Source organism: Arthrobacter sp. B3I9, assembly GCF_030816935.1.
GTDB lineage: Bacteria > Actinomycetota > Actinomycetes > Actinomycetales > Micrococcaceae > Arthrobacter.
The window spans coordinates 1,299,496-1,321,033 of record NZ_JAUSYO010000001.1 but is presented as its reverse complement, the minus strand read 5'-3'; the positions used below and the strand labels follow the sequence as shown (position 1 = coordinate 1,321,033).

General features: G+C 66.2%; 18 protein-coding genes and 1 pseudogene. 11 read left to right on the top strand and 8 right to left on the bottom strand.

Features of this window, described 5'->3' with window-relative positions:
- Positions 1–37: 37 nt before the first annotated feature.
- The 5 genes from treY to glmS all read right to left on the bottom strand — a co-directional run bounded on the left by treY (position 38) and on the right by glmS (position 8,644).
- Positions 38–2,350, bottom strand: a complete 2,313-nt coding sequence (gene treY / locus QFZ65_RS06295; RefSeq protein ID WP_306909058.1) for a malto-oligosyltrehalose synthase — start codon at positions 2,348–2,350, stop codon at positions 38–40.
- Positions 2,347–4,725, bottom strand: coding sequence for a glycogen debranching protein GlgX (gene glgX / locus QFZ65_RS06290; protein WP_306909056.1), 2,379 nt, complete (start codon positions 4,723–4,725; stop codon positions 2,347–2,349). Before glgX ends, treY begins: the two co-directional genes overlap by 4 nt.
- 99 nt (positions 4,726–4,824) lie before the next feature.
- Positions 4,825–6,339 (bottom strand): NAD(P)H-hydrate dehydratase, encoded by a 1,515-nt coding sequence (locus tag QFZ65_RS06285; protein WP_306909053.1) that lies wholly within the window; start codon positions 6,337–6,339, stop codon positions 4,825–4,827.
- 60 nt (positions 6,340–6,399) lie between these two features.
- The gene (locus QFZ65_RS06280) at positions 6,400–6,747 is read right to left on the bottom strand and encodes a holo-ACP synthase (RefSeq protein WP_306909050.1); all 348 of its coding nucleotides are present in this window, start codon (positions 6,745–6,747) and stop codon (positions 6,400–6,402) included.
- A gap of 4 nt (positions 6,748–6,751) precedes the next feature.
- Positions 6,752–8,644, bottom strand: a complete 1,893-nt coding sequence (gene glmS, locus QFZ65_RS06275) for a glutamine--fructose-6-phosphate transaminase (isomerizing) (RefSeq protein ID WP_306909048.1) — start codon at positions 8,642–8,644, stop codon at positions 6,752–6,754.
- A 135-nt stretch (positions 8,645–8,779) separates the two neighbouring features.
- On the opposite strand from glmS, the pseudogene coaA reads away from it, so the two are divergent.
- Both coaA and QFZ65_RS06265 read left to right on the top strand, forming a co-directional pair.
- Positions 8,780–9,746: pseudogene (coaA, locus tag QFZ65_RS06270) on the top strand (type I pantothenate kinase).
- Between the two features lie 5 nt (positions 9,747–9,751).
- A complete protein-coding gene (locus QFZ65_RS06265) occupies positions 9,752–10,648 on the top strand; it encodes a D-alanyl-D-alanine carboxypeptidase family protein (RefSeq protein WP_306909045.1) in 897 nt (298 codons plus the stop codon).
- Between the two features lie 85 nt (positions 10,649–10,733).
- Here QFZ65_RS06265 and glmM read toward each other — a convergent pair whose 3' ends face one another.
- The 3 genes from glmM to rplM all read right to left on the bottom strand — a co-directional run bounded on the left by glmM (position 10,734) and on the right by rplM (position 13,233).
- On the bottom strand, positions 10,734–12,095 hold the full coding sequence (glmM, locus tag QFZ65_RS06260) for a phosphoglucosamine mutase (RefSeq protein ID WP_306909043.1): 1,362 nt from the start codon (positions 12,093–12,095) through the stop codon (positions 10,734–10,736).
- 149 nt (positions 12,096–12,244) lie between these two features.
- Entirely contained in the window at positions 12,245–12,751 is a 507-nt protein-coding gene (gene rpsI / locus QFZ65_RS06255; protein WP_306909041.1) for a 30S ribosomal protein S9, read from the bottom strand.
- A gap of 38 nt (positions 12,752–12,789) precedes the next feature.
- A complete protein-coding gene (gene rplM / locus QFZ65_RS06250) occupies positions 12,790–13,233 on the bottom strand; it encodes a 50S ribosomal protein L13 (protein WP_015937805.1) in 444 nt (147 codons plus the stop codon).
- 305 nt (positions 13,234–13,538) lie between these two features.
- On the opposite strand from rplM, the gene QFZ65_RS06245 reads away from it, so the two are divergent.
- The 9 genes from QFZ65_RS06245 (at position 13,539) to QFZ65_RS06205 (ending at position 21,495) form a co-directional block, all read left to right on the top strand.
- On the top strand, positions 13,539–14,225 hold the full coding sequence (locus QFZ65_RS06245; protein WP_306909039.1) for a prepilin peptidase: 687 nt from the start codon (positions 13,539–13,541) through the stop codon (positions 14,223–14,225).
- A 182-nt stretch (positions 14,226–14,407) separates the two neighbouring features.
- On the top strand, positions 14,408–14,644 hold the full coding sequence (locus QFZ65_RS06240; RefSeq protein ID WP_306909037.1) for a Flp family type IVb pilin: 237 nt from the start codon (positions 14,408–14,410) through the stop codon (positions 14,642–14,644).
- A gap of 92 nt (positions 14,645–14,736) precedes the next feature.
- Positions 14,737–15,111 carry a TadE/TadG family type IV pilus assembly protein gene (locus QFZ65_RS06235; protein ID WP_306909034.1) on the top strand — a complete coding sequence of 125 codons (375 nt, stop codon included), beginning with the start codon at positions 14,737–14,739 and terminating at the stop codon, positions 15,109–15,111.
- Positions 15,099–16,139, top strand: a complete 1,041-nt coding sequence (locus tag QFZ65_RS06230) for a TadE/TadG family type IV pilus assembly protein (protein ID WP_306909032.1) — start codon at positions 15,099–15,101, stop codon at positions 16,137–16,139. Before QFZ65_RS06235 ends, QFZ65_RS06230 begins: the two co-directional genes overlap by 13 nt.
- An 82-nt stretch (positions 16,140–16,221) precedes the next feature.
- A complete protein-coding gene (locus QFZ65_RS06225; RefSeq protein ID WP_306909030.1) occupies positions 16,222–16,956 on the top strand; it encodes a Flp pilus assembly protein CpaB in 735 nt (244 codons plus the stop codon).
- Positions 16,953–18,143, top strand: coding sequence for an AAA family ATPase (locus QFZ65_RS06220; protein WP_306909028.1), 1,191 nt, complete (start codon positions 16,953–16,955; stop codon positions 18,141–18,143). The genes QFZ65_RS06225 and QFZ65_RS06220 overlap by 4 nt, the downstream gene beginning before the upstream one ends.
- Positions 18,144–19,658, top strand: coding sequence for a CpaF family protein (locus QFZ65_RS06215; RefSeq protein WP_306909026.1), 1,515 nt, complete (start codon positions 18,144–18,146; stop codon positions 19,656–19,658). It begins immediately after the preceding gene.
- 7 nt (positions 19,659–19,665) lie between these two features.
- Positions 19,666–20,601 carry a type II secretion system F family protein gene (locus tag QFZ65_RS06210; protein ID WP_306909024.1) on the top strand — a complete coding sequence of 312 codons (936 nt, stop codon included), beginning with the start codon at positions 19,666–19,668 and terminating at the stop codon, positions 20,599–20,601.
- A gap of 6 nt (positions 20,602–20,607) precedes the next feature.
- Positions 20,608–21,495, top strand: a complete 888-nt coding sequence (locus tag QFZ65_RS06205; protein ID WP_306909022.1) for a type II secretion system F family protein — start codon at positions 20,608–20,610, stop codon at positions 21,493–21,495.
- Positions 21,496–21,538: the final 43 nt, after the last annotated feature.

The following is a 21,538-nucleotide window of genomic DNA, read 5'->3' as shown; positions in this document are numbered from 1 at the left end:
CATTCTTCCGTTCCCCATGTCGGTTTTTTCGGTGTGCTTAGGCGGTGGGCACCAGCAAGGCGACGGGGTAGGTATCCAGGACCGCCCCCACCTCCACCGTGCCGGGGCCAAAGGACCGGCCCGTCAGTTCGTCGGTCATGGACACGTCCAGGCTGATGGAGGTGTCGCGCCAGCCGCCCTCCTGCTCCAGTCCGCGGGGCAGCCGGGTCGCGAGGGTGAGCGCCCCGGCGGAGCCGCTGCCCCGGTTGAAGGCCAGCAGGTGAGCTGCCGCAGGACCGGCTGCCACCACCGGCGTGTAGCCGGTGAAAAGCTCCGGCCGGTCGCGGCGCAGCCGAAGGGCCCGGGAGGTCACCAACAGCTTCGCCGCTTCGTCCAGGAACGACGCCGGCCGCTCGCCGGCGTCGAGCGCCGCAAGGGCGCGCTTGCGGGCATCGAAGCTGAAGGGCCTGCGGTTGTCCGGATCGGTCAGCGAACGGTCCCAGAATTCCGTGCCCTGGTAGACATCCGGAACGCCCGGCATGGTCAGCTGGACCAGCTTCGCGCCCAGAGCGTTTACGGCTCCGTACGGGTCCAGCAGCGCCACCAGCTTCTCCAGTTCAGCGCGCACCTCTTCGTTATCAAAGGCGGCGTCGACGGCGGCCGTGAGGTGTTCCTCGAAGTCCGCGTCCGGGTCCGTCCAGTTGGTCGAGTTGCCGGCCTCGCGGGCCGCCTTCTGCGCGTAGGACTGCAGCCGTTCCCGGTCAGCGGGCCACGCTCCGGCGATGGCCTGCCACAGCAGGTTGGCAAGCGGCCCGTCCGGCAGCGGCGCGAGTTGCTGCAGCCGGGTCAGGGCGGCCGTCCATTCGCCGGCCAGCTCCGCGAGCACCGAAATCCGCGCACGGGTGTCCTCGCTGCGCTTCGTGTCGTGGGTGCTGAGCGTGGTCATGGACAGCGGAAGCTCTGCCTGCCGGCGGGCCATCCGGACGTGGAACTCCTCCGGCGCGACGGCGAACTCCGTGGGATCCGCTCCGACCTCGGTGAGTGTACCCAGCCTGGTGTAGCGGAAGAACGCGGTGTCCTCCACACCCTTGGCCATGACCATGCCGGAGGTCTGCTGGAAACGGCGTCCCAGTTCCTCCTCGGCGTCGAGCAGCAGCGGCAGGAGCACGCCCACGGCGCCGTCCAGTTCCGGACGCCGCCTGACGGCAAGCTCGCAGGCTTCCTTCAGGACATCCGCACCCGTCGGCAGATAGCTGCGGTAGATCGGGAAAGCCGCGATGATTTCGGACAGCGCGTCGGCGGAGGCTTCGGGCTCAAGCCCGGCTTCTGCCGGCACCAGCCGGGCCAGCCGGAGCATCTCGGAGTGGAGGATGCCGTCCGTGATCCGGCGCTTGGTGCCGCGGATCATGTCCTCGTAATCTGCGGCCTGGCCGCCACGGAGCTCGGTGTCCAGGGCATCCAGCGTGCCCTCGCCCGCGGCGTCGACGAAGACCCTGTCCACGTCCGCGAGGGCGTCGTAACCTGTGGTGCCCTCGCATTCGAAACTGGCCGGGAGTACTTCCCCGGGCTCGAGGATCTTCTCGATCAGCAGGTAGCTGCCGCCGGTGACCTCACGCAGGCGGCGCAGGTAGCCCTCCGGATCGGCGAGTCCGTCCGGGTGGTCGATGCGCAGTCCGTCGACGAGACCTTCGCGGAACCAGCGCACGATCTCCTCGTGGGCCTCGTCGAAGACCTCCGGGACTTCCACCCGGATGCCGGCAAGTGTATTGACCGCGAAGAACCGGCGGTAGTTGAGTTCATTGTCCGCGCGGCGCCAGCCGATCAGCTCGTAGTGCTGGCGGGCGTGGACCTCACGGGGGTCATCCCCTGCGGTATAGGTGCCTTCCGCGAGCGGGAAACGGTGGTCGTAGTACCGCAGCTCCCCGTCGCGGATCTCCAGCGCGTCGAGGTCTGAGTCCTGTCCAAGCACGGGAATCCGGATGCGGCCGCCCCCGAAGTCCCAGTCGACGTCGAACGCGGGGGCGTACGGGGAAGCCTGTCCCTCCTTGAGGAGCGACCACCACCAGGGGTTCTGCGCCGGGGTTGCCACGCCGACGTGGTTGGGCACGATGTCGACGAGCACACCCATGCCTGCCTCCCGTGCGGCCCGGGACGCTGCGATGAGCCCCTCCGGCCCGCCGCGGTCAGGATCGACGACGGCCGGATCGGTGACGTCATATCCGTGGTCCGAGCCTTTTTCGGCGGTCAGGATGGGCGAAAGGTAGATCCAGTCCACGCCCAGCGACTTCAGGTAGGGCACCACTTCCGCGGCGTCCTGGAGCGTGAAGCCGGACCGGATCTGCAGCCGGTAGGTGGACGCGGGCGTTCTCATTTAGCCGGTCCCTTCCCGGTTTCGGGCTTCTTGGCGTCCGCCTTTTTCGCGGGACCCTTCGCCGATTCCTTGGCGGAACCCTCACCCGATGCGCTGGCCGGTTCTTCTGCGGGCGCTGCGGGCGCCTCGCCTGCCTCCGGAGCCGGGGCTTCCGGGGCTTCCGGCGCAGCTGCTGCTGCCGAGGCGTCGGTACCCGTCTCGTCCTCGTCCTCATGCTCGGCCATCGCGGCCAGGGAAGCGGCTGCGGAGTAGTCCACCTCCACCTCGGGGCCGGAGTAGGCGCGGAGCACCACCAGGGACTTAGCCGCCAGTTTCAGCACGGATCCGGCCTTGAGGGGCTGTTCGGTGTCGGCCTCGTCGGAGGTGTCCACCAGCACGTCCCAGAACGGCGAATACTCCTCGGCCGGCAGCTGGAAGTCCACGTTGCCGTCATGGGCGTTGAAGGCGAGCAGGAAGCTGTCGTCGGTGATCCGGCGTCCGCGGGCGTCCTGTTCCTGGATGCCGTGGCCGTTGTAGAAGACGCCGATGGTCCGGCCGAAACCGCTGCCCCAGTCCTCGGGGAGCATTTCCCTGCCGTCGGTGTTCAGCCAGACGATGTCCGGGAGCTTCTCTCCCTCGCCGCGTCGCACGGGGCGGCCGTCAAAGAAGCGGCTGCGGCGGAAGATGGGGTGGTCCCGGCGGATCTTGTTGACCACCGCGGTGAATTCCATCAGCGGCTGGTCCAGCGCATCCCAGTGGATCCAGCTCAGTTCGGAGTCCTGCGCGTAGGTGTTGTTGTTGCCCTGCTGGGTGCGGCCCAGCTCGTCACCGTGCAGGAGCATCGGAACACCCTGCGAGAGCAGCAGCGTGGCGATGAAGTTGCGCTGCTGGCGGGCCCGAAGGGTCAGCACCTTCTCGTCGTCGGTGTCCCCCTCGGCGCCGCAGTTCCAGGACCGGTTGTGCGATTCGCCGTCGTTGTTGCCTTCGCCGTTGGCGTCATTGTGCTTCTCGTTGTAGGACACGAGGTCGCGCATGGTGAAGCCGTCGTGCGCCGTGACGAAGTTGATCGATGCGACCGGACGGCGGGCCGAGCTCTCGTAGAGGTCTGCCGAGCCGGTCAGGCGGGAGGCGAACTCGCCCAGCGTGGAGGGCTCGCCGCGCCAGAAGTCGCGGACCGTGTCGCGGTACTTGCCGTTCCATTCGGTCCATTGCGGCGGGAAGTTGCCCACCTGGTAGCCGCCGGGGCCGACGTCCCACGGCTCGGCGATCAGCTTGACCTGGGACACGATCGGGTCCTGCTGGACCAGTTCGAAGAAGGTGGAGAGCCGGTCCACGTCGTAGAACTCGCGGGCCAGGGTGGAGGCGAGGTCGAACCGGAAGCCGTCCACGTGCATCTCGGTCACCCAGTAGCGCAGGGAGTCCATGAGCAGCTGCAGGGAGTGCGGGTGCCGGACGTTCAGCGAGTTGCCGGTGCCGGTGTAGTCCATGTAGTGCTTCTGGTCGTCGTCGACCAGGCGGTAGTAGGCGGCGTTGTCGATGCCCTTGAAGGAGAGGGTGGGGCCGAGGTGGTTGCCTTCCGCGGTGTGGTTGTACACCACGTCCAGGATCACTTCGATGCCGGCCTTGTGCAGGTCGCGGACCATGGCCTTGAATTCCTGCACCTGGTGCCCGACGTCGCCCGAGGAGCTGTAGGTGTTCTGCGGGGCGAAGAAGCCGATGGTGTTGTAGCCCCAGTAGTTGCTGAGGCCCTTCTCCACGAGCGTGCCGTCGTTGACGAACTGGTGGACCGGCATGAGCTCGATCGCGGTGACGCCGAGCTTCTGGAGGTGTTCGATCGTGGCCGGGTGTGCCACGCCGGCGTAGGTGCCGCGCTGCTCCTCGGGGATCTCCGGGTGCAGCTTCGTCAGGCCCTTGACGTGCGCTTCGTAGATTACCGACTCGTGGTAGGGAATGCGCAGCTGGCGGTCACCGTCCCATTCAAAGAACGGGTTGATGACCACGCCGTGCATGGTGTGCGGCGCGGAGTCGCTGTCATTGCGGGAGTCGGGGTCGCCGAACTCGTAGGAGAAGAGCGCCGGGTCCCAGTCGATCTGGCCCTGGACGGCCTTCGCGTAGGGATCCATCAGCAGCTTGTTGGGGTTGAAGCGGTTGCCGTGCTCCGGTTCGTACGGGCCGTGGATGCGGTAGCCGTACTTCTGCCCGGGCTGGACCAGCGGCAGGTAGCAGTGCCAGACGTAGCCGTCTACCTCGGTCAACTCAATCCGGGTCTCGGTCAGGTCATCGGCCAGGAGGCAAAGCTCCACCCGTTCAGCCCGTTCGCTGAACAGGGCAAAGTTGGTACCGGTGCCGTCAAACGTGGCTCCCAGGGGATAAGCCGATCCGGGCCAGACTTCCATGTGTTCTCCTCGTGCGGTGCGGGCAATGCGGGCAATCTCTAGACAGACTACTAGTAAGCAGGATTACTATCACTCTCGGAACACTCTATGTGCTCTTCGTTACATTTCCCGCATCGCCTCAGGGAGGGCCTGCGCGATGGCCCCCGCGGTGACCGGTCCCCCGCCCGACGCGCGTTGCCCCGCACGGCCATGAAGGCTTGCCGCGACCGCGGCGATCCCGGCCCAGCGGTCTCCTCGGGGGATGCCCCGGGCGGCGAACGACTCTTCCTCGGTGCCCAGCTGGGCAAGCAATGACCCGAGCACCCCGGCGAGGACGTCCCCGCTGCCGGCCGTCGCCATCCACGGCGTTGCCTCCGCCTGGCTGAAGACCGCTCCCCCCGGCGCCACGACGAGGGTGGTCGCGCCCTTCAGCAGCACTGTGGCGCCCGTCAGCCGGGCGGCCCGGCGCGCGGCGGCGAGGGGCGCGTCCTCCACGCCGTCCCGGCCGGCGTCGGCGCCATACCGGGCGAGAAGGGAGGCCAGTTCACCGGCGTGGGGCGTGAGGATGGTGTTTTCCGCGAGGTTCCGCGGCAGGACAGGCAGTGCGCCGGCGTCGGCCACGAGCGGCAGACCGGTGGCGGCGGCTTCGCGGACTCGCTCCAGTTGCTCGGAGGCGCCATCGTCGAGGCCCGACCCCAGCAGCCAGGCCTGGACATGGGTGTCGGCGGGGCGCCCGGTGGCGCAGACCACCTCCGGGCAGGCCTGCCGGACCAGGTCGGCGACGCCGGGCGGGCCGAGGTACCGCACCATGCCGACGCCGGAGGCCAGCGCACCCCGGCAGGCCAGCACCGCGGCTCCCGGGTACTGGTCCGATCCGGCGACCACGCCGAGGACGCCGCGGGAATACTTGTGGGACCGTCGCCGGGGGTGCGGCAGCAGCCGGGCCAGGTCGTCGGCCTCCAGCCTGCGCAGGTCGGGTTCCGGCAGGTGCGGTTCGATTCCGATCGGGATCAGCCGCACCGTTCCGGCGTGGTCGGCTCCGGGGTCCGTGAGCAGGCCGGTTTTGACGGCTCCGAAGGTCACCGTCAGGTCGGCCGTGAGCACCGGCGGATGCACTTCCCCGGTGTCCGCCTCGACGCCGCTGGGAACGTCGCAGGCTATGACCAGCCGCGGGCGGAGCCGCTCCAGCTCCCCCACCAGCGCAGCTGCCGGTCCCCTGAGCCCGCCCCGAGCGCCCGTGCCCAGGATGGCATCGAGAACGACGTCGGCACGAGCGGCGGCCGCGGCCAGGTCGGCGAAGTTCCCGGGGGTGAGGCGGACCGCCCGTCCGCCGACCTTCTCAAGGGCAGCGAGGCCTTCGGCGTGGGCCTCCTCCGAAGTGAGCACCGCCGTCGTGCGCATTCCGCGGCCGGCCAGCAGGGCTGCAGCGAACAGTCCATCGCCGCCGTTGTTACCCTTGCCGGCCAGCACTGTCACGCTGGCGCCGTAGCGCCGCCGTCCCCGGCTCAGCAGCTCCCGGACGACGGCGTTGGCCAGCCCGTAGGCGGCGCGCTGCATGAGGGCAGCGCCCCCGCCGGCACCCAGAAGCGGCTTTTCAGCCTCGCGTACCTGGGTTCCGGTATAGGCGCTGATCATGGCTTCAGTCCGTTCGCGGTATTGGCGCTCTGGAAATCACTCGGGACATGCCCGTCCTGCTCAGCCCTCGGCGAGAACCGTGGCGGTGGCGATTCCGCCGTCGTGACTCATCGAGAGGTGCCAGCGTTTGACGCCTTTCGAGTCCGCGACGGCCAGCACAGTGCCTTTGACCTGAATCGTCGGGCCGTTCTGGTCCAGCCCGATCCAGCAGTCCTGCCAGTTCATCCCGGCCGGCGCCCCAAGGACCTTGGCCACGGCCTCCTTCGCCGCGAACCGTGCGGCCAGGGACCGCGTGTTCAGTTCGCGCTCCGCGGGGACGAACAGCCTGTCGCGCAGCCCGGGGGTGCGCTCCAGCTGCCGGCCGAACCGTTCAATGTCTACGACGTCTACGCCGATCCCAACAATCATGGCGCTATTCTACGGTCACGCTCTTGGCCAGGTTGCGCGGCTGGTCCACGTCGTAACCCTTCGCGGAGGCGAGGGCGAGGGCGAAGATCTGCAGCGGGACGGTGCTGAGCAGCGGCGCCAGCAGCGGAGGCGTCTCCGGGATGTAGAAGACGTGCTCGGCGTAGGCCTGGACCGCTTCGTCGCCCTCTTCCGCGATCACGATGGTCTTGGCGCCGCGCGCCCGGACCTCCTGGATGTTGGAGACCACCTTGGCATGCAAGGAGTCCCTGCCGCGGGGCGAGGGGACCACCACGAAGACGGGCTGCCCTTCCTCGATGAGCGCGATCGGCCCGTGCTTCAATTCCCCCGCGGCGAAGCCTTCAGCGTGGATGTAGGCGAGTTCTTTGAGCTTGAGCGCACCCTCCATGGCCACCGGGAACCCAACGTGGCGGCCTAGGAACAGCACGGACTTGGCGTCTGCCATGGCTACGCCGAGCTCCTTGATCTGGTCTGCGTTGTCCAGGATTTCCTGGATCTTGGCCGGAATCTTGCCCAGGTCCGACAGGATGTCCTTGATCTCGCCCTGGAACTTGTTGCCGCGCAGCTGTGCCAAATAAAGGCCCAGCAGGTAGGCGGCGGTGATCTGCGCCAGGAACGCCTTGGTGGAGGCCACCGCAATCTCCGGGCCGGCGTGCGTGTACAGCACCGCGTCGGACTCGCGGGGAATGGTGGACCCGTTGGTGTTGCAGATGGAGACGGTCTTGGCGCCCTGTTCCTTGGCGTAGCGGACGGCCATCAGGGTGTCCATGGTCTCGCCGGACTGGGAGATCGAGACGATCAACGTGTTCGCGTCGACGATCGGATCCCGGTAGCGGAATTCGTGGGAGAGTTCCACCTCTGTGGGGATCCGGCACCAGCGCTCGATCGCATACTTTGCGACCTGGCCGGCGTAGGCGGAGGTGCCGCAGGCCAGGACGATGATCTTGTCGACGCTCTTGAGCAGCTCCGGATCGATCCGGAGCTCGTCCAGCGTCAGCTTGCCGTCGATGTCGGAGCGGCCCAGCAGGGTCTGCAGGACAGCGTCAGGCTGGTCGTGGATTTCCTTTTCCATGAAGGACGGGAAACCGCCCTTCTCCGCGGAAGCCGGATCCCAGTCGACCTTGTACTCTTTGCCTTCCGCGGGAGCACCGTAGAAGTCGGTAATTTCCACGGAGTCGGAGGTGATGCTGACGATCTGGTCCTGGCCCAGCTCGACGGCGCGCCGGGTGTAATCAATGAAGCCGGAAACGTCGGAGCCGAGGAAGTTCTCCCCATCGCCAAGGCCCACCACGAGCGGTGAGTTCCTGCGGGCAGCCACGACGACGTCGGGCTGGTCGGCGTGCACGGCGAGCAGGGTGAATGCGCCTTCAAGGCGCTGGCATGCCAGCTGCATGGCCTTGGTAAGGCCGCCGTTGGCGGCGCTGCCGTCCAGCTGGTTGCGGTAGATGTCGCCCAGCAGCGCGGCAGCCACCTCGGTGTCCGTCTCGGAGCGGAACTCCACGCCCTTGTTCAGGAGCTCCAGCTTGAGCTCGGCGAAGTTTTCGATGATGCCGTTGTGGATCACGGCCAGCTTCCCGCCATCGGCCAGATGCGGGTGCGCGTTCTGGTCGGTGGGGCCGCCGTGGGTTGCCCAGCGGGTGTGGCCGATGCCGGTCAGGGACTCCGGGAGCGGCGCGGTCTCCAGCTCCGTGATCAGGTTGCTCAGTTTCCCCGACTTCTTGCGCGAGGAGATGGTTCCGTCCGCGACCACGGCGATGCCGGCCGAGTCATAGCCCCGGTACTCCAGGCGGCGCAGACCTTCGAGAACAACGTCCAGGGCATTGTGTCCAGTATTTGTCCGGCCAGCGGAGTGGCCCACATATCCAACGATTCCACACATGCGCACAAGCCTAACCGGTTTCCCGAAGAAGAGCTGAAGGGTGCGCTCCTGTGACGAGGCTCCAGCGTCCTTCCGGCCCGGAACTGCGGGGTCTCCCATTTCGCTCTCAGCCCAGCGGAGGGCAGAATCTCTAGGGTGACTTTGCAACGCAATGAAGCGAACGGCGACGGCGTCTCCCCGTTCGTGGAGCTGGACCGGCAGACCTGGTCCCGGCTCGCTGCCCAGATGGAGCAGCCCCTCAACGAAGAGGACGTGCTCCGGCTGCGCGGCCTCGGAGATCCGCTCGACATGAGGGAAGTCCGCGAGGTCTATCTTCCTCTGTCCCGGCTCCTGCATCTGTATGTGGAGGCCGCCGGGCAGCTGCACTCGGCAACCACCACCTTCCTCGGCGAGAAGACCCAACGCACGCCCTTCGTGATCGGCGGTTGCCGGCTCTGTTGCGGTAGGCAAGTCCACCATCGCCCGCGTGCTGCGCGAGATGCTCCGCCGCTGGCCCGGAACCCCGAACGTTGAACTCATCACGACGGACGGCTTCCTCTACCCGCTGGCCGAACTCAAACGGCGCCAGCTGCTGGAGCGCAAGGGCTTTCCGGAGTCGTACGACCGCCGGGCCCTGCTCCGCTTTGTGAGCGAAATCAAAAGCGGTGCGGAGGAAGTCCGGGCCCCTTGGTATTCACACGTGACCTACGACATCGTGCCCGGCAAGGAAGTCGTGGTGCGCCGTCCTGATGTGCTCATTGTGGAGGGACTCAACGTCCTGGCTCCGGCGCGTCCCCGGCACGACGGCCGGCAGGGCCTGGCACTGAGTGACTTCTTCGACTTTTCCATTTATGTTGATGCGAAAACGAGCTACATCGAGGAGTGGTACGTGGACCGTTTCCGCAAGTTGCGGACCACCGCCTTCGCCCAGCCCGAATCCTATTTCCACCGCTACGCCACGCTTTCGGACGCCGAGGCCGAGGAGACTGCCCGCGGCATCTGGAAGCGGATCAACGAGCCGAACCTGGAGGAGAACGTGCTGCCCACCCGGGGCCGGGCGCAGCTGGTGCTGACGAAGGAAGCGGACCACTCCATCCGGCGGATGCTTCTGCGGAAGGTCTAGCACAGGTGTGCCACGACGCAGCCGGGAACCAACACCGTCCGGAATCCGGGGCGCCCGGTCCGGGCCGGCGTGCCTTCGGCCGCCTGCTGCTGGCCGGATCCGGGCTTGCGGCTCTCGCCGCCTGCGCCCCCGGGACCCCTCCGGCGCCGCTGCCCGGAGCAAGTTCGGCCAGCACGACGGCGGCTCCGGCAGCAGGTGCCAGCCCGTCGCCGTCGTCCTCACCAGCGGGCTCTGCCGACGCGACATCCGTAGCGCCCACGGCGACTGCTCCAGCGCCAGCAAGCGACCCGGCGGCGCCCCGCCACTCGCTCACCGACCCGGCAAGCCCTTGGGTTGTTGTCAACAAGCACCGCCCCCTGGCGCCTGCCACGTTTGTGCCGGCAGACCTCGTCCGTCCCGCCGTCCGCCTCGCCGTGACCGGGGAGGCGGCCCTGCTTAACAGCACGACGGCGGCTGCCGCGGAGAAGATGTTTGCCGCCGCGGCAACGGCCGGCGTCATCATGACGCTTGCCAGCGGGTACCGCTCGTACGTCACGCAGTCCGCCACGTACGAAGGCTACGTGATATCCCGGGGGCAGGCCGAAGCGGACACCGCCTCCGCCCGTCCGGGGTATTCAGAGCACCAGACCGGCTGGGCGTTCGACATCGGTGACGGCGGCGGTGCCTGCAGTTTCCAGCCGTGCTTCGCCGATCAGCCGGCCGCCGTCTGGGCCAAGGCGAATGCGCACCTGTTCGGCTTCGTGGTGCGCTATCCGTGGATGCTGCACGGGATCACCGGCTATTACTACGAGCCCTGGCATCTGCGATATATAGGACCGGAGGCGGCCACCGACATGAAGAACCGCGGCATCGGGACGCTGGAGGAGTACTTCGGCCTGGAAGCGGCTCCGGCCTACCTGTAGGCCGGAGCGGACGTTACCGCCTGGATCTTGCATCCCGCCGGCAGTTGGACCTCAGAAACGGGCGGGACGCCCGCCGCACTCGTCCTTACTCCGGAACGAGCGCCAGGGCGAGTTCGGTGCGGACCACCTGGGCCAGGCGTTCTGCCACAGCCTGTGCTGTCGCTTCGTCTGCGGCCTCGACCATTACACGGACCACGGGTTCCGTGCCGGAGGGACGCAGGAGAACACGGCCGGTGTCTCCGAGCTCGGCCTCGGCCTGCGCGACGGCAGCGGCCACCGTTTCGTCGCCCTTAACCCGGGTGCGGTCCACGCCCTTGACGTTGATCAGCACCTGGGGAAGTTTCGTCATGACGGTGGCAAGCTCCTTCAGGGGCCGGCCCGTCAGAGCCACCTGCGCAGCCAGCTGGAGACCTGTCAGGACGCCGTCGCCGGTCGTGGCATGGTCTGAAAAGATGACGTGCCCGGACTGCTCGCCGCCGAGGTTGAAGCCGCCGGCGCGCATTTCCTCAAGGACGTACCGGTCACCGACGCCGGTCTCCCGCAGGCTGATGCCTGCCTGGCGCAGAGCGATCTTGAGGCCCAGGTTGCTCATCACAGTCGCCACCAGGACATCGTCCTTGAGCTTCCCGGAGGCCTTCAGCGCAAGCGCCAGGATCGCCATGATCTCGTCGCCGTCAACCTCGTTGCCCTCGTGGTCCACTGCAAGACAGCGGTCCGCGTCGCCGTCGTGGGCGATACCCAGGTCCGCGCCGTGCTCCAGCACGGCGCGCTTCAACGGACCCAGGTGCGTGGAGCCGACACCCTCGTTGATGTTGAGGCCGTCAGGTTCGGCGCCAATCACGACCAGCTCAGCCCCGGCATCTTTGAAAACCTGGGGCGAGCAGCCGCTGGCTGCACCATGGGCGCAGTCGAGGACCACCTTCAGGCCGTCCAGGCGGTGCGGGAGCGTCCCGAGGAGGTGCACGATGTAGCGGTCCTCAGCGTCGGAGAAGCGCTGGATGCGGCCCACTTCACCGCCGAGGGGCCGGAAGGGCTCCTGGCCCAACCGTTCCTCGATGGCGTCCTCGACGTCGTCGGGCAGCTTTTGGCCGCCGCGGGCGAAGAACTTGATCCCGTTGTCCGGGGCCGGGTTGTGGGAGGCCGAGATCATTACGCCGAAGTCCGCGTCCAGATCGGCCACCAGGTAGGCCGCCGCCGGCGTCGGAAGCACGCCTGCGTCATATACGTCGATTCCGGAGCTCGAGAGCCCGGCTTCCACCGCGGCCGCGAGGAACTCTCCGCTGGCACGCGGGTCCCGGGCCACCACGGCGCGGGGCCGCGCCCCGTTGGTATTGCGGTCGTGTCCCAGCACGACGGCGGCGGCCTGGGCCAGCTGTAACGCCAGCTCAGCCGTCAGCAGGCCGTTCGCCAAACCTCGGACACCATCTGTTCCAAATAATCTCGACATCGGATCAAGTTTAGTCGATCAGGGCGGACACCGGGCCCGGGACGCGGGCCACGGACGCCCTGTGCCGCTCGAAAGTGCGGCGTTCCGCCGGTTAAACGGCGAAAGCCCGCCCCGCCACAGGGGCGGAACGGGCTTTCGCGCAAGCGTGTTTAGCGCTTGGAGTACTGCTGAGCCTTACGGGCCTTCTTGAGACCGGCCTTCTTACGCTCGATGACGCGTGCGTCACGGCGCAGGTAACCGGCCTTCTTGAGGGTCGCGCGGTTGTTCTCGGTGTCAACCTCGTTCAGCGAACGGGCGATACCGAGGCGCAGCGCACCGGCCTGGCCGGAAATGCCGCCGCCGTGGATGCGGGCAATGACGTCGTAGGCGCCTTCCAGATCAAGGATCTTGAAGGGTTCGTTGACATCCTGCTGGTGCAGCTTGTTCGGGAAGTAGTTGGCCAGTTCGCGGCCGTTGATGGTCCACTTGCCGGTGCCCGGAACGATGCGTACGCGTGCGACGGCTTCCTTGCGGCGGCCAACGGCTGCGCCGGCGACCGTGAGGGCCGGGCGTTCCTTCTTCGGCGCTTCTGCTTCCGCAGGACCGCTTTCCGAGGTGTAGCTGGTCAGGGTTTCCTCAGCCTCGACGGCTTCGGTGGTCTCTTCGTTCTGAGCCACGATTCTCCTTGTATAGATAAGTTGTTTGGTGGCCAGGACTACTGGGCGACCTGGGTGATTTCGAAAGTCTTGGGCTGCTGGGCGGCGTGCGGGTGCTCTGCACCGCGGTACACCTTCAGCTTGCCCAGCTGCTGTGCAGCGAGGGAGTTCTTCGGGAGCATGCCCTTGATGGCCTTCTCCACGGCGCGGACCGGGTTGGATTCCAGCAGCTCCGCGTAGTTGACGGAGGTCAGGCCGCCCGGGTAGCCGGAGTGGCGGTATGCGCGCTTCTGCTCCAGCTTGGCGCCGGTCAGGGCGACCTTTTCAGCGTTGATGATGATGACGAAGTCGCCCATGTCCATGTGGGACGCAAAGGTGGCCTTGTGCTTGCCGCGCAGCAGGATTGCGGTCTGGCTGGCGAGACGACCAAGGACAACGTCTGTGGCGTCAATGACGTGCCACTGGCGGTTGATATCGCCGGGCTTCGGGGTGTACGTACGCACGGTGTTTGCCTCGTTCTTGTTCTGGCGTTCTTGTTTTAGGCGTCACGCGGGGTGCACCTACTATCTATGCGCTACCGGAACAGAGGTGAGGGCTCTATGTAACCAGTCATCCTAAGGTCTCGAATGTGCACGTTGAGTAGCTATCCTGCAACCGGATTCTCAAGCGGCACGCATCATCGAGAAAGGACACGCACAACGACTACCAAGAATAGCGGAAGCCGGGCGGCTGGGTCAAAATGGGGTGTCTTCGTGCAGGGTGCACGGCCGGCCGGGCGAGCCCGCACCGATCCAGTCAGGGAGTCCTTGTGTCCATAGCAGGTATGGCAGACGGCGGCGGACCGCTTCTTGCCCTCGCCGTTGGCGTGTTCGGGATGCTGGCCGGCGTCGTGACGGAGCTGGTAGTCGCCCGCTCGCTCCCCCGCCTTGGCCCACCGCCTGCGGGATGGGCAAGAATCACGACGGCGGCGGTCACCTTCGTATTGTCCGTATTGCTCGCGTGGCGCTTCGGCGGCTCCGCCGAACTCACTGCCTATCTGGTCTTGGGCGTTGCAGCCGTCCAGCTGGCGCGGATCGACATCGTCCACCATTTGCTGCCCAATAGGCTCCTGCTGCCGCTGTCGGTCGCTGGACTGGCACTTCTCGCTATCGCCGCCGGAATACAGGGAGCAACTGAAGGCCTCCTGCGGGGCGTTGCCGGCGCCGTGACCTTGTTCCTTTTGTACCTTGTCCTGGCGGTGACCAGCCGAAACGGCCTTGGAATGGGCGACGTGAAGCTGGCAGCTCCCCTTGGTCTCTATTTGGGCTACCTGGGCTGGACGCAGCTGTTCTATGGCGGAGCCCTGGGTTTCGTTGCCGGCGGCATCGCCTCGCTGGTGTCCGTCCTAAAGAACCGCGGAAGCAAGCAACACCCTGGAAGCGAGCAACAAGGGGAAGTCGCCCACGGTCCCTCCATGCTGGCTGCAGGCCTCGCTGTCATCCTGCTGCTCGCCTAGGGCGGGCAAGTGCGAGCAACGGTCCAGACGCAGGTTGTCCGCAGGAAATTCTCAAGAATTGTCCGCCTCGGGAAGTCTTGGCGCAGGATGCGTCGAAGTCCGGCGGAGGCCCTGCCGGCGCTTGCTACGTTCGTCTCAGTGCTGGTGCAGGACCAGCCACAAACTCGCTCAGGAGTCCCCCAATGCGTTCCTTCCTCACCACCATCGCAGCCCGCCTTCGCCGCGACCAGCGCGGCGCCACCGCCGTCGAGTACGGCATCATGGTGAGCCTCATCGCCGTCGTGATCATCGTGGCGGTGACGCTGCTGGGCGGGACCTTGCAGGACACGTTCAAACAAGTGCAGTGCTCCGTCAGCGGTGGAACTTATGCAGCCGGCGCCACTGCGGGCAAGGGTGTTTGCACGCCCAAAGCCCCGTAGTCCGTTCCCCTAATCGGCGTTGTGAACGCGTGGTGGTGGCCCTCGGTCGCCACCACGCCGTAGTTAGGGCAACAAGGAAGGCGGCCCCGGGCATGTCCAAGACATCTGAACGGGGCGCGGTCGCGGTGGAGTTCGCCATCCTGGCGCCGGTCCTGGTAATGCTGCTTCTGGGGATCATGGAATTCGGCCGCGCCTACAACGCCCAGGTCACGCTCTCCAGTGCCGCCCGCGAGGGCGTCCGGGTCATGGCCATCGGCAACAACGCTACGGCCGCCCGGGATGCAGTCAAGAATGCGGCTACTGGTCTTCAGCCCGCCCTGGCGGACGGCAACATCACCATCACTCCGACCAATTGCACGGCAGGGGTCCAGACAACGGTCAAGATCACCTACACGCTGACCACGATGACGGGAATCGCCGGGCCGTTCCCGATGGAAGGCAAAGGAGTCATGTTGTGCGGCGGCTAGGCGCGAGAGCATCAGCGGCGCAGGACGGCGAGCGCGGAGCCATCAGCGTCATGGTGGCGATCCTCATGGTTGCCCTTCTCGGATTCGCCGCCCTGGTTGTGGACGTGGGAATGCTCTATGCCGAGCGGATCCAACTCCGGAACGGATCCGATGCCGCTGCGATAGCCGTAGCGCAGAAATGCGCCAGGGACCCGGACGACGTCGAATGTTCCGCTACGTCGCCGCTGGCACGCAGCTTGGCGAGCAGCAACGCCGGCGACGGGTTGAGCAACGTCGCGGCTCTCACGATTGACAAGACGTCCCGCACGGTGTCTGTCACCGCCGGATCGCAGGAGGCCGGCAAGGCGCCCAACCAGGTTTCGCTGTTCTTTGCCCGCGCCCTCGGAATCAATACCGCCGAGGTCACAGCAGCTTCAACGGTCCAGTGGGGCAGCCCGCTCAGTGGTCCGACGGCCTTCCCTGTCACTTATTCCATCTGCCAGGTCAAAAACCGCGTGGACGGCACGCTCCAGCTGCTGCAGAACCACGGCAGCAACGCCAACCCGGACTGCTTCTACGGACCTTCGGGAGCAGCGGTGCCGGGCGGCTTTGGCTGGCTGCCAAGCGATCCGGGAATCTGCGGGGCAATGATTGATCTTGCCGTCGCCGAAGGCGGAAGCGACCCCGGCAACAGCGCCCCGGGCTCCTGTCAGGCGACTCTTACCAGCTGGGCCGCCGAAATCACGGCCGGCCGCGACGTGGTGGTCCTCCTGCCGGTCTACGACAGGGTAACGGGTACCGGCGCTGGCGCCGTTTATGGCCTGACCTCGTTTGTGGCCTTCAAGGTTGCCGGGTGGAAATTCAGCGGTAACAACAGCCTCCCCGATTCGTTCCACAATAAGTCGCCGGACGTCCCTTCCTCCGTGGCCTGTGACGGGAACTGCAGAGGCATCATCGGAAGCTTCATCAAATACGTGTCCCTGGCGGATGGCTTCACCCTCGGCCCCGTCGACGCCAACGGAGCCACCATCGTCCGGCTCACCAGCTAGCACCTTCTTCACCCCGTCGTTCACCAACCGGTTCAGGAGCAGTTCTTTGAAGTCACGCTTATTGGCAGGAGTGGCCGCCGTAGTGCTTGCCATCGTCGGGGCCATCATCGTGGTGAATTACGCGCAGGGCGCCGACAGCCGAGCCGTGCAGAACCTGGAACCGGTCAGCGTGATGGTGGTTCAGAAGGCCGTCCCTGCCGGTACTCCAGTCGCATCGCTCACGGCCTTCGTCAGCAGCCAGGAACTGCCAGGCAAGGCAGTCTCAAAGACAGCCCTCAACAACCTGGACGGGCAAGCGGGCAAGGTCACCGCCGTCGAGCTGCTCCCCGGCGAGCAACTGGTGGCCGAGCGGCTCATTCAACCGGAAGAGCTGAAGTCCAGTGGGTCAATTGAGGTCCCCAAGGGAATGCAGGAAGTCTCCTTCCAGCTGGACGCACCGCGTGTCGTCGGAGGACAGGTGGTACCTGGCGACCACATCGGCATCTTCATCAATCTGGATAATGGAGGCCTCGAGGCCAAGCCGGACAAGCCCACGACACAATTGACCATCCATAAAGTTTTGGTGACCGGCGTGCAGCGTGCCCCCTCCACAGCACCTTCACCGCAGCCGTCAGCCTCCCCCAGTCCAGGAGCTCCGGCGGTAGATACTTCATTGCCTAGCGGGCCGCTGTTACTGACTGTGGCTGTCAACGATGTGGATGCCACGAAGATCGTCTATGCGGCCGAATACGCCAAGATCTGGTTGAGCAAGGAGCCGCTCGACGCTGCGGACAGCGGCCGTCCCGGAATCATGACAAAACCGGAGGTCTACAAGTGAGCCGCTTCGTCCTCATCACCCCCAATGCCGACTTCGATTCACGGGTGCGCCAGGCACTTGCGGGGGGTCTTCCGGGCGGCCTGCAGACCTTCGCCGCCGTCAACCCGTCGGACCCGAGCGAGCTGTTTGCCAGGCTCAACCAGGAACGCCCCGAAGTGCTGATCCTCGGGCCGGACGTGCCGGTGGAAGATGCCTTGCGGCTTGCCACCGTGTTCGACGTCCAGCTGCCGGAGCTGAGCGTCATCCTCGTCGGCGAGGCTGACCCTGCATTCGTCCTGCTGGCCATGCGCGCCGGCATCCGGGACATCCTGAGCCCCGATTCCGACCCCGCACAGATCCGGGTGCTCCTGGAACGCGCCTGCCAGTCCTTCGCCAGCAGGACCCGGACGTCTATGCCGAAGAGCCCGGACAGCCCGAAGGGCCTGGTCATTGGCGTGTTCTCGCCGAAGGGCGGAGTCGGCAAGACCACCATCGCCACGAACATCGCCATGGGGCTGGGCAAAGTGGCGCCCATGAGCGTGGTCATCGTGGACCTGGACCTCCAGTTCGGGGATGTGGCGTCCGGCCTCTACCTCGACCCGGAACACACTGTGACGGACGCCGTGTCCACCGCGGCGAGCCAGGAATCCCTGGTCCTCAAGGCCTTCCTGACCGTCCACCCGGGCAGCATCTACGCCCTGTGTGCTCCACGGACTCCCGCGGAAGCGGATGACATCACGCCCCAGCAGATCACCAGGCTGCTGGAGCAGCTTGCGGAGCAGTTCCAGTATGTCGTTGTGGACACGGCGCCCGGGCTGCCGGAGATCGGTCTGGCAGCGTTGGAGCAATGCACGGACGTGGTGTGGGTAACCGGCATGGACGTTCCCAGCATCCGGGGACTGCGGTCCGGGCTGGATATCCTGCGCCGGCTGGATTTGCTGCCAGAGACCCGGCACGTGGTGCTGAACATGGCCGATTCCAAGGCAGGGCTGAGTGTCCAGGACGTCGAAGCGACCATCGGCGCGCCCGTTGACGTCAGCATCCCCCGGTCCAGGGCCGTGGCGTTCTCGACCAACCGCGGAATACCGGTGCTCCAGAGCGGACGCAGGGACCCGGCCGTCAAAGGACTCCGCCAGCTCGTCGAGCGGTTCGATCCGGCTTGGCGTGCCACCGCCCAGAAAAAGCTGCACCGGCGGGTGGTGGTCTAGATGAAACTCTCCGAAAGACTCCGCAGTGCCGACGGCACGCAGACCCCGGCACCGGGGCAGACTACGCCGGCCCCTGCGCCCGCACGCACCGGGCTGACGACGCCACCGGTCGCCGTCGTCGAACCCGGAGCGCAGGCAACCGTCGCCGAACGTCGGCTGCAGCCCGCGGCTCCTGCCGCATTCCCGGAGCCAGCGAACGCCTCCCGCACCAGGAGCCAGCAACCGGTCGACGTCTTCGCAGCCCTCAAGCAGCGCGCCGCGACTGCACTGTTTGAACGGATGGGCGCCCGTTTCAACGATTCCGCCATCAAGGAAGATGAGCTGCGGACCTCGGCGCGGGAGGAGCTCATCCGGATCATCGACGCCGAGCAGGTCCCGCTGTCCACGGAAGAACGCTCCCGCCTGGTCCAGGACGTCGCGGATGACGTTCTGGGCTACGGACCCCTCCAGCGCCTGCTGGATGATCCGGCCGTCACCGAAATCATGGTCAACCGCATGGACCAGATCTACGTCGAGCGGCACGGAAAGCTGACCCTGACTGAATCGCGTTTCAGCTCAGAGGACCACCTGCGCAAGGTGATTGAGCGGATCGTGTCCAAGGTGGGCCGCCGCATCGACGAGTCGTCCCCGCTGGTGGACGCACGCCTTGAGGACGGGTCCCGCGTCAACGCTGTTATCCCTCCGCTCGCAGTGGGCGGTTCTTCGCTGACCATCCGAAAGTTCAGCAAGGTACCGCTGACCGTCCGGAACCTGATCGAGTTCGGCACCCTCACTCCGGAAATGGCGGAACTCCTGAACGCCTGTGTGAAGGCGAAGCTGAACATCATCGTCTCGGGTGGCACGGGTACCGGCAAGACCACGCTGCTGAACGTGCTCTCATCCTTCCTTCCGGATGACGAGCGCATCGTGACTATCGAGGACGCCGTCGAGCTGCAGATCCAGCAGCGGCACGTGGTCCGGCTGGAAAGCCGGCCGCCGAATACCGAAGGGAAGGGCGAAGTCACCATCCGCGAATTGCTGCGTAACTCGCTGCGTATGCGCCCCGACCGGATCGTGGTGGGTGAGGTCCGCGGCGGCGAATCCCTGGACATGCTCCAGGCGATGAACACCGGCCACGACGGTTCGCTCTCCACGGTCCACTCGAACTCGCCCCGCGACGCCGTCGCGCGCCTGGAAACCCTTGTCCTCATGGCCGGCATGGACCTTCCGCTGCGCGCTATCCGCGAGCAGATAGCCTCAGCAGTGAACCTGATCGTGCAGATTTCCCGGCTGCGCGACGGCACCCGCCGTATCACCCACGTCACCGAGGTGCAGGGCATGGAAGGGGACATCGTCACTCTTCAGGACGCGTTCGTGTTCGATTACTCGGCGGGCGTCGACGCGCACGGCCGCTTCCTCGGAAAACCAGTTCCCACGGGAATCCGTCCCCGCTTCATCGACCGCTTCGAGGACCTTGGCATCCACGTCTCCCCCAGCGTGTTTGGAGCCCCTCCGTCCGCGACCGGAAGGATGTAAGCCTGCCATGTTACTTCTTCCGATCGGAGTGGGGCTCCTCTTCGCGGCGGTGCTGTTGCTCGGTTACGCGCTGCTGGCCACCGGTGGAACGGGTGTGCCGATGGACCGGCGGAGACCGGCCGAAAACCAATCCGATTCCCAGCTGTCCCGCTTCGCCGGCTCCGCCGTGCAGCTGGTTGACGGGCTTTTCTCCCAGCGAAAGGTCCGGCTCTTCAACCGGGAGGCCCTCGAGAACGCCGGCCTGCGCATGCGCCAGGCGGACTTTTTCGTGCTGGTGGCGGCCGGAGCGCTGGTAGCGGCACTGGCCGGCCTAGTCGTCGGCGGGCCCTTCCTCGCACTGCTCCTGGTCCTGCTCGCCCCGCTCGTCGGGCAGCTCGTCATCGGCTTCCTGGCCGGGAAACGGCGGAGCAAATTCGACGAGCAACTCGGCGACACGCTCCAGTTGCTTGCCGGGGGTCTTCGGGCCGGACACAGCATCCTGCGGGCAATCGACGCCGCCGCCACCGAATCGCAAAGCCCGACCTCGGAGGAGATGCGGCGGGTCGTTACGGAAACCAGCCTCGGCCGCGATCTCCTGGCCTCGCTGACGGACACCTCCGAGCGGATGCGGAACGAGGACTTCGTCTGGATCGCCCAGGCCATCCAAATCAACCGTGAAGTGGGCGGCAACCTGGCCGAGGTGCTGGACCAGGTGAATGAGACGATCCGCGAGCGCAGCGAGATAAAGGGACACATCAAGTCCCTGGCCGCCGAAGGAAAGTTCTCCGCTTACATCCTGATGGCCATGCCCATCGGGATCGTTGTCATGCTCATGCTGGTGAACCCGGGTTACATGAACGTCATGTTCACGCATCCCCTCGGCTGGGGCATGATCGCGGCATCCGTCGTGCTGATGACTATTGGCGGTCTGTGGATGCGCAAAATCATCGATCTGAAGTTCTGAGCTGCCATGGACTCCCGAATTCTCCTCGCCCTGTTGTTGGTTTCCCTCCCGCTGGGCTATCTCGCCTGGTCTCTCCTGTCCGTAGACAGGAAATCGCAGCAGGCCATTCGGCAAATGCTGGCCCGCGGCAGCGATGCGGACGCGGACGAACCCGCGGAGCGGAAACGCAATAACTTCCTGGAGCGCATCGGCTACCGGTTGACTCCCCCGGCCTACGTCCGGAACCTCGACAAGCTGCTGGCGCTTGCCGGGCGTCCGGCCTCACTTCCGCTCGGGCGGGTGCTGGCCGCCAAACCGCTGCTCGGGCTGGTGGGGGCCGTCGTCGGCCTGTGGCTCGCCAGCGCGCCGGCACCGGTCCTCAAGCTGGTCGGATTGTTCGTGATGCTGCTGGGCTACTTCATCCCCGACCTCCTGCTCTACAGCAGGGGCCAGGAACGGCAGAAAACCATGCAGCTGGAACTGGCCAACACCTTGGACCAGATGCTCATTTCCGTCGAAGCCGGGCTGGGGTTTGAAGGCGCCGTAGCCAGGGCGGGAGAAAACGGTAAGGGACCGCTCGCCGAGGAACTTGTCCGGACCCTGCAGGACATGCAGGTGGGGAGAAGCCGCCGCGAGTCTTACCTGGCGCTGTCCGAGCGGACCAACATCCCTGAGCTGCGCAGCTTCGTCCAGGCGGTGGTACAGGCGGACACCTACGGCATCGCGATCAGCCGGGTGCTGAGAATCCAGGCGAAAGTCATGCGGGTCAAACGCCGGCAACGCGCCGAGGAAAAGGCCATGAAGCTGCCGGTCACCATCCTGTTCCCGCTGCTGTTCTTCATCTTCCCGGTGCTCTTCATCGCCATCCTGGGCCCCGCCGTCATCAATGCGATCAACACCTTCGCTGGCCAGTAGTGGACGGCTCAGGGTTTTCCCAAGGTCCGAAAGTAGCCTTGGA

What these genes read in the sequence shown, in the direction of transcription:
- treY (WP_306909058.1), bottom strand. Translation starts at nt 2,350, where the DNA reads ATGAGAACGCCCGCGTCCACCTACCGGCTGCAGATCCGGTCCGGCTTC.
- glgX (WP_306909056.1), bottom strand. Translation starts at nt 4,725, where the DNA reads ATGGAAGTCTGGCCCGGATCGGCTTATCCCCTGGGAGCCACGTTTGAC.
- QFZ65_RS06285 (WP_306909053.1), bottom strand. Translation starts at nt 6,339, where the DNA reads ATGATCAGCGCCTATACCGGAACCCAGGTACGCGAGGCTGAAAAGCCG.
- QFZ65_RS06280 (WP_306909050.1), bottom strand. Translation starts at nt 6,747, where the DNA reads ATGATTGTTGGGATCGGCGTAGACGTCGTAGACATTGAACGGTTCGGC.
- glmS (WP_306909048.1), bottom strand. Translation starts at nt 8,644, where the DNA reads ATGTGTGGAATCGTTGGATATGTGGGCCACTCCGCTGGCCGGACAAAT.
- glmM (WP_306909043.1), bottom strand. Translation starts at nt 12,095, where the DNA reads ATGTCGAGATTATTTGGAACAGATGGTGTCCGAGGTTTGGCGAACGGC.
- QFZ65_RS06240 (WP_306909037.1), top strand. Translation starts at nt 14,408, where the DNA reads ATGCGTTCCTTCCTCACCACCATCGCAGCCCGCCTTCGCCGCGACCAG.
- QFZ65_RS06235 (WP_306909034.1), top strand. Translation starts at nt 14,737, where the DNA reads ATGTCCAAGACATCTGAACGGGGCGCGGTCGCGGTGGAGTTCGCCATC.
- QFZ65_RS06215 (WP_306909026.1), top strand. Translation starts at nt 18,144, where the DNA reads ATGAAACTCTCCGAAAGACTCCGCAGTGCCGACGGCACGCAGACCCCG.
- QFZ65_RS06210 (WP_306909024.1), top strand. Translation starts at nt 19,666, where the DNA reads ATGTTACTTCTTCCGATCGGAGTGGGGCTCCTCTTCGCGGCGGTGCTG.
- QFZ65_RS06205 (WP_306909022.1), top strand. Translation starts at nt 20,608, where the DNA reads ATGGACTCCCGAATTCTCCTCGCCCTGTTGTTGGTTTCCCTCCCGCTG.